We start from the raw sequence: 7,356 nt of genomic DNA, 5'->3' as shown, positions 1-7,356 counted from the left end.
ACCCTATTGTTTTTGTTGGAAAAAAAGAGTTGGTTAAAATACCAGTATTTGGTTTTTTTTATAAACGAGTAGTAATTATGGTAGATAGAAGTAGTTTAGAAAGCCGAAAAAGAGTTTTTAAAATGGCAAAAGAAAGGTTGCAAAATGGAGTAAGTATGGCTATTTTTCCTGAAGGACTAGTACCCACAGAAGATGTTGTTTTAGCACCTTTTAAAAAGGGCGCTTTTAGTTTAGCTATAGAATTTAAAATACCCATTGTGCCACAAACTTATTACGATTGCAAACGTTTTTTTTCTTGGGATGTTTTCAAAGGAGGTCCAGGAAAATTAAGGGTAAAACAACACACATTTATAGAAACTAAAGAAATGTCTGTAGTTAAAGATATGAATAATTTAAAAGACCAAACGTTTCAAATTATACAACAAGAATTGGCAAATGATAAAAAGTACATGAAAGATACAAATAGAATAAAATGAGCGAAAAACTAAATTTTAACTATTCAGCTACAGAAGAAAAACTAAATATTTGGTCGCATGCATTTGGTTTGCTGTTAAGTATTGTTGCGTTTCCTTTTTTGGTAATAAAAGCATTTCAATTTAGTGGTTTTTTTAAACCCTTAAGTTTTATAATTTACGGTGTAAGTTTAATTATTTTATATACAGCCTCTACATTTTACCACGCAGCAAAAAATCCAAAAAAAAGAAGAAGGCTAAATATTTTTGATCATGCAGCTATTTATGTTTTAATTGCAGGTAGCTATACACCTTTTTGTCTGGTGGCTTTAGATAGCTATTTAGGAGCTTATATGGTAATTTTTGTATGGCTTTTTGCTTTAGTTGGTATTATTTTAAAACTATTCTTTACAGGAAAGTATAATATAATTTCTACTGCAATGTATTTGTTAATGGGTTGGCAAGTAGTTTTTTTTATTAAGCCTTTAATGAAAAGTTTATCTACCTATAGTTTGAATTTACTTTTTTTAGGTGGCCTATTTTATAGTGTTGGAGCCATTTTATATATGATAAAAAAACTGCCCTACAACCATGCAATTTTCCATTTATTTGTCCTTTTAGGGAGTTTTAGCCACTTTTTATCAATAAATAATATTTTATAAAATATAGTTTTTATTGCTAAATCCTTTAATAAAAAAGAATGTTTTTAGTAAAAAAATGATTTTTTAAAATAATTATTATCAACTCTAAAAAAACCTCTTTTTCTTTGTTTGGTTCGAAAATATTTATATCTTTGTAGAGCTAATTATATTAACTTTTGTTGATGTATGAAGTATTTATAAATTTATTTAGGGGGTAGGTTTATTAAATTTCCTCGAACTTTTGTTCGAGGTTTTTTTATGGCCAATTTTTAAATGGATTTTTACTGATGTAAGAATTGTAATATTTTACAATTCCAGTAACCTCTTTAGACAACCAATTTGGTTTTTCAAAATTTTCGTTTTCATCTTCAAGTTCTACTTCTGCAATCAATAAACCTTTGTTTTCTCCCAAAAATTCATCAACTTCAAAAAAGTGTTGGCCTTTTTTTATAACATACCTGTTTTTTTCTATAATGGTAGATTCACACAAAAGCAATAATTCTTCCGCCTCAGTAATTTGTATTTCTTTTTCCCATTCGAACCTTGTAGTGCCCGTTTTGTTAGACTTTCCTTTTATGGTTAAAAAAGCTTTATTTTCAGTAATTCTAACTCTAACAGTTCTATTTTTATTGGAGTTTAAATATCCTTGTTTTATGTGTTTTTTTTGATGCTCTTCCTTTTTAAAGTCATCATTTTTTACTAAAAATTTTCTTTCTATTTCTACGGCCATAAAAAATCTTTCAAATTTGTACTAATGTAAGGTCTTTTCTCGTTAATCTAACAATAAATAAATATCTTTGAAATATAAATTTTAAAATGAAAAATTACTTTTTATTTTTTTTTATCACATTTTCTTTAGCTATTTCTGCACAAACGGATTACAGCAGCTCTTGGGAAGATTTCTACTCATACAATAACGTAAAAGATTTTGTAAAAGTAGATGATGTTATTTATGCGCTTTCGGACAATGCCGTTTTTACTTATAATACTTCAAATGGTGAAATTTCGAAACTATCCTCAGTACAGGGTTTATCAGGAGAAACGACCACTGCAATTTACTACAATAAAGAATTTAAAAGACTCGTAATTGGCTATCAAAATGGTTTGGTAGAGGTAATAGATGATGATGGTAGTATTACCATTTCATCAGACATTGTAAATTTTAATCAATCTGGAGAAAAAAGCATTAATCATATAAGCGAATTAAATAACAAACTTTACTTAGCAACACCATTTGCAATAGTGGTATACGATATAGAAAATTTAGAGTTTGGAGATACTTACTTTATTGGAGCCAACTCATCCGCTGTAAAAATTAATAAAACAATTATTTTTAATAATATTATTTATGCAGCTTCAGAAAACGGAATTTACACAGCAGATGCTAACAACAATGCATTAATAGACTTTAACAACTGGCAACAAGTACTTCCAGCAAGAAATTTTAGCAATATTGTAGTGTTTAATGATATAGTTTACGTTACAGAAAACAATACATTATTTAGTTTTAATGGAACTACAACTTCCACAATAAATACTTTTTCTGAAACGATACAAAACTTAAAACCCTCAGAAACAAATTTAGCAATTGCTTTAAATAACACAGCAATTGTTTTAGATATTAGTATGAATCAAATTGCACAGTTTACTGCAAACACAAATACAATTTTTACATTAAATACCGCTTTTTTTGAAAATAACTTAGCTTTCTTAGGTTCAAAAGAACTTGGTGTTTTGGCAGTTACAGCATCAGAGCCAACTAATTTTTTAGAAATTCACCCAGAAGGACCGCTTTCTAATGAAGCTTTTTCTATAGCAGCACACAACAATAATTTATGGGTGGTTTATGGAGGTTACAGTGCCACTTTTACACCTTCAGGAAATAGAGCAGGTTATAGTCATTTTAATGGAGAAAATTGGTTAAATACCAAATACGACCCTAATTTCCCGTTAACAGATTTAAATTATATAACCATAGATACCAATGAAGAAAACAAGGTTTATATAAGTTCTTTTGGAGATACAAATCAAGTAAATACAGTTTCTACAGGTGGTTTGCTAGTCGTAGAAAATGATCAAATTACTACATTTTACAATCACTTAAATAGTCCATTAGAAGATATTGTTGCCCTAGACCCAAACAGAGTTACCATTAGAACTAGTGGCACAGCATTAGATAGCCAAGGCAATCTTTGGGTCACAAATATTGGTGTGCCCAATGAGTTAAAAAAGTTATCTGCAAATGGGCAGTGGTCTAGTTTTGATATGAGTTCTGTAAAAACAGACCCTGCATTTGGTTTAAGCGAAATGATTGTAGATAGAAACAATAGTATTTGGTACGGTTCTAGAAACAATGGCGCCTTCGTTTTTAATGAAAATGGAAATAGAAAAAAATCTTTAATAGCCACACCAAACTTAGGTAATTTACCGGATGGAACTGTGAGAACCATAGCAGTAGATAGAAGTAACAGCATTTGGTTGGGTACTAGATCTGGTTTGGTAGTTTACAACAACGCTTCTGGTGTTTTTCAAGAAACGGTTGCAAATGCCAATCCCATTATTATTTTAGATGATGGAATTCCCAAAAAATTGGCAGGGGACCAAACCATAAATAGTATTACTGTAGATGGAGCAGACAATAAATGGATTGGTACAGATAATGGAGGTGTTTTGTACACAAACCCAAATGGACAAACAACCATTGCTAATTTTAGTAAAAAAAATTCACCTTTACCCTCAAATAGAATTTTAAAAATAAAGGTAGATGATAGCACAGGTAAGGTGTTTTTTGCAACAGACAAAGGTATTGTGGCTTACAATAGCAATGTAGCTCCTTTTGGTGATGTTTTAGGTGATGTTTATGCCTATCCAAATCCAGCCTTAAAAAACCATACAACAGTAACTATAGATGGTAGAAATGGTGCACATTTGCCTAAAGGGACTAATGTAAAAATACTTGATGTAGCTGGTAATTTGGTGTACGAAACCAATGTTGTTGAAGGGCAAGAATTACAAGGTGGTAAAGTAGTTTGGAACAAGAAAAACTTGGTTGGTAAAAGCGTAGCATCTGGTGTATACATTGTATTACTTTCTAATGATGATGCTTCTGAAACCTCGATTACTAAAATTGCTATTGTAAACTAAATGGCAGTTATAACAACAAAAGCAATTGTTTTAAATGCATTAAAATATAGTGATACGAGCTTAATTGTAAAATGCTATACAGTCAAAGAAGGGTTAAAGTCTTACATTATAAAAGGTATTTTAAAAGCCAAAAAAGGAGGAATTAAAGTAGCCTATTTTCAACCACTTACTCAGTTAACTATAGTTGCAAATCACAACAATAAGAATACGCTAAACACCATAAAAGAAGTACAAATACTGCACCCATATAAAACAATTTACAAAGATATTGTTAAACAGTCTGTGGTATTATTTATTTCAGAAGTTTTATCTAGTAGTATACAAGAAGAAGAAAAAAACGAAGGCTTTTATAATTATTTAGAAACAGCACTAATTTGGCTAGATGTACATGATAAAATTGCAAACTTTCATTTGCTTTTTTTGTTAAACACGTCAAAATACTTAGGTTTTTATCCAGATTTAACAGAAACACATAAATATGGATTCGATTTGTTAAATGGAAGTTTCTCAGAATCAGCAACAAATAAAAATGTAATTACAGGTAACAAATTTTATCAATTTAAAAAGCTGTTAGGCATAAATTTTGATGCTATAGAAAAGGTGTCTTTTAGTAAAACAGAAAGACAATTGGTATTGCAAATTATAATACAATATTTTGAATTACATTTGGACGGTTTTAGAAAACCAAAATCGTTACAAATTTTAGAAACAGTGTTTAGATAAATGAAGAACTTTCTTTTTATAATAAGTGTTTTTGTGAGTTGTTTGGCTTTTGGCCAAAACGTAAAAGTGATAGACAAACAAACTGGTAAAATTGTTAAAAATGTAAGTGTTTTTAATGATAAACAGACAATAAGCATTACTACAAATAATGGTACTGTAGATATTTCTGAATTTAAAAACAACGAGATTGTTGTTTTTTCTCACTTATCTTATGCTGTTTTAAGAATTAAAAAAGCCACTATAAAAACAAACAATTACATTGTTTATTTAACCAAAGAATCTGAACAGTTAGACGAAATTGTAATTTCTTTGTTTAAAAAAGATCAAAAATCTGGTAAAATTGCAGAACAAATTGCAGTTTTAAATGCAAGAGAAATACAAAAAGTGTCTCCGCAAACATCCGCAGATTTATTGGCAACAATACCCGGTGTAAAAGTTCAAAAATCTCAATTTGGTGGTGGTAGTCCGGTAATTAGAGGTATGGAATCTAATAGAGTGCTATTAGTTGTAGATGGTGTAAGGATGAATAATGCCATTTACAGAAAAGGACATTTGCAAAATGCCATTACTGTAACCCCAAACATGTTAGATAAAACAGAAGTCGTTTTTGGGCCATCGTCAGTGGTTTATGGTTCAGATGCTTTAGGTGGAGTTATTCATTACTACACAAAAACCCCTAGACTTTCAGATGAAAATGAAGTAAAAAGTCAGTTTTTTTCTAGATTTTCTACTGTTAATCAAGAAATTACAACTAATTTTACTGCAGAAATTAGAGGAAAAAATTGGGCATCACTAACCAGTATTTCTTACAGCGATTTTGGCGATTTAATGGCAGGTAAAAATCGTTCTCATGGTTTTGAAGATTGGGGTAAAGTGTTTTTTTATTCAGAAAATTTAAATGGTAATTATAAAGTAACACCAACAAAAAACTCAAATCCAGATTTACAACGAAATACAGGTTACAATCAAACAGATGTGCTGCAAAAGTTTTTTATACCGCTATCTAAAAATACAGACTTAAAGGTAAATTTACAATATTCAACATCATCAGACATCCCAAGATTTGATAGGTTAATGGAACTTACAGATATAACAGACACCTCTTCTTTAAAATTTGCTGAATGGTATTATGGACCACAAAATCGGTTTTTAGTATCTTCTCAACTACTGTTAAATCCTAATAAAAGTTGGTTAGAAAATGGAAGTATCACTGCAGCATATCAAAATATAGAAGAAAGTAGAATACAACGTAAATTTGGCAGTTTAGACAGGTCTTACAGAGAAGAATCTGTAGCTGTTTTTAGTTTGAATGGCGATTTCTCTGTGCCTTTAACTACAGATAAAACCAGAAACTTATCTTATGGTTTTGAAATAGCTTACAATGATGTTGGTTCTAATTCTTATGGAAAGGAATTAAATATTGTAAACGGAGAAATTAATGGTTTTTCTAATGATTTTAAAGTTCAATCTCGTTATCCTGATGGTAATAGTAACTACTTAAGTTCAGCTGTATATTTGGATTATAGACAAGATATAAGTAAAAAATCTACGTTAAACACCGGTATTCGTTTTACAAATACCAAACTAAATGCAACTTGGATAGACGAAACTTTTCTGCAATTTGAAGACAAAGATATTTCTGCAAATAACTCAGCAGTTACTGCAACTGCTGGTTATGTGTACAAACCTAACAAAAATTGGCAAATAAACAGTGTAGTATCGTCTGGTTTTAGATCTCCAAATATAGATGATATTGGTAGAGTTAGAGAAAAAGCAGGTAATGTAACCATACCAAATATAGCAGTAACGCCAGAATTTGCTTACAGTGCCGAGTTTAGTATTTTAAAGTTTTTTAACGATAAAAAATTTAGATTAGGAGCCAATGTTTATTACACATTATTAGACAATTACATACAAAGAGATTTTGTTTACAATGCAGATGGTAGTATAAAGCAAGTAGAATTTGATGGCGAGTTTGGCAACGCAGTTTCCAATCAAAATAAAGGGACAGCATACATTGCAGGTACCACTGTTAATTATTTAGGTAAAATTTCGAATGCTTGGAAAACTTCTGGTTTTATTACCTATACGAAAGGGAGAACCTATGATACAGAAGAACCCATGTCTTCTATTCCTCCTTTATTTGGTCAGTTTGAAGTAAATTACAGAGCTGATAAAATAGAATTAGGTGCTGCATTGCGTTTTAATGCTAAAAAAGATATTAAAGATTTTAATATTACAGAAGGTATAGACAACCATGATTTAACACCAATTGTAAATGCTAATGCTACAGAAGATGAAGATATTTACTTTGGTACACCAAGTTGGTTTACGGTTGGTTTTAATGGAAGATATGTGGTAAACCCTAATTTTTCTCTACAAGCAAGATTAGATAA

The 7,356-nt window shown here is 30.2% G+C and carries 6 protein-coding genes; 5 read left to right on the top strand and 1 reads right to left on the bottom strand.

The features are described 5' to 3' along the window. Both ACTG3S_RS02600 and trhA read left to right on the top strand, forming a co-directional pair. A partial coding sequence (locus tag ACTG3S_RS02600; protein WP_439127820.1) for a lysophospholipid acyltransferase family protein occupies positions 1–476 on the top strand: 476 nt, incomplete at its 5' end. After that, positions 473–1,114: a PAQR family membrane homeostasis protein TrhA gene (gene trhA / locus ACTG3S_RS02595; protein ID WP_439127819.1), complete on the top strand. Its 642-nt coding sequence runs from the start codon at positions 473–475 to the stop codon at positions 1,112–1,114. The genes ACTG3S_RS02600 and trhA, both read left to right, overlap by 4 nt. Positions 1,115–1,349: 235 nt before the next feature. Here the strand turns inward: trhA and ACTG3S_RS02590 are convergent, their stop codons facing one another. Beyond that, the gene (locus ACTG3S_RS02590) at positions 1,350–1,823 is read right to left on the bottom strand and encodes a CYTH domain-containing protein (RefSeq protein ID WP_439127818.1); all 474 of its coding nucleotides are present in this window, start codon (positions 1,821–1,823) and stop codon (positions 1,350–1,352) included. An 86-nt stretch (positions 1,824–1,909) separates the two neighbouring features. On the opposite strand from ACTG3S_RS02590, the gene porZ reads away from it, so the two are divergent. From porZ to ACTG3S_RS02575, 3 genes are all read left to right on the top strand, one after another. After that, complete coding sequence (gene porZ, locus ACTG3S_RS02585; RefSeq protein WP_439127817.1) at positions 1,910–4,237, top strand: type IX secretion system anionic LPS delivery protein PorZ; 2,328 nt, start codon at positions 1,910–1,912, stop codon at positions 4,235–4,237. Further along, entirely contained in the window at positions 4,238–4,960 is a 723-nt protein-coding gene (gene recO / locus ACTG3S_RS02580; RefSeq protein WP_439127816.1) for a DNA repair protein RecO, read from the top strand. Then, positions 4,961–7,356, top strand: a 2,396-nt coding sequence (locus ACTG3S_RS02575) for a TonB-dependent receptor plug domain-containing protein (protein ID WP_439127815.1), incomplete at its 3' end; no start/stop codon positions are given.

The organism is Polaribacter sp. (genome assembly GCF_965656025.1).
In the GTDB taxonomy this organism is placed as follows: Bacteria; Bacteroidota; Bacteroidia; order Flavobacteriales; family Flavobacteriaceae; genus Polaribacter.
The sequence above is the reverse complement of the archived record's forward strand: the minus strand, read 5'-3'. Positions and strand labels throughout refer to the sequence as shown.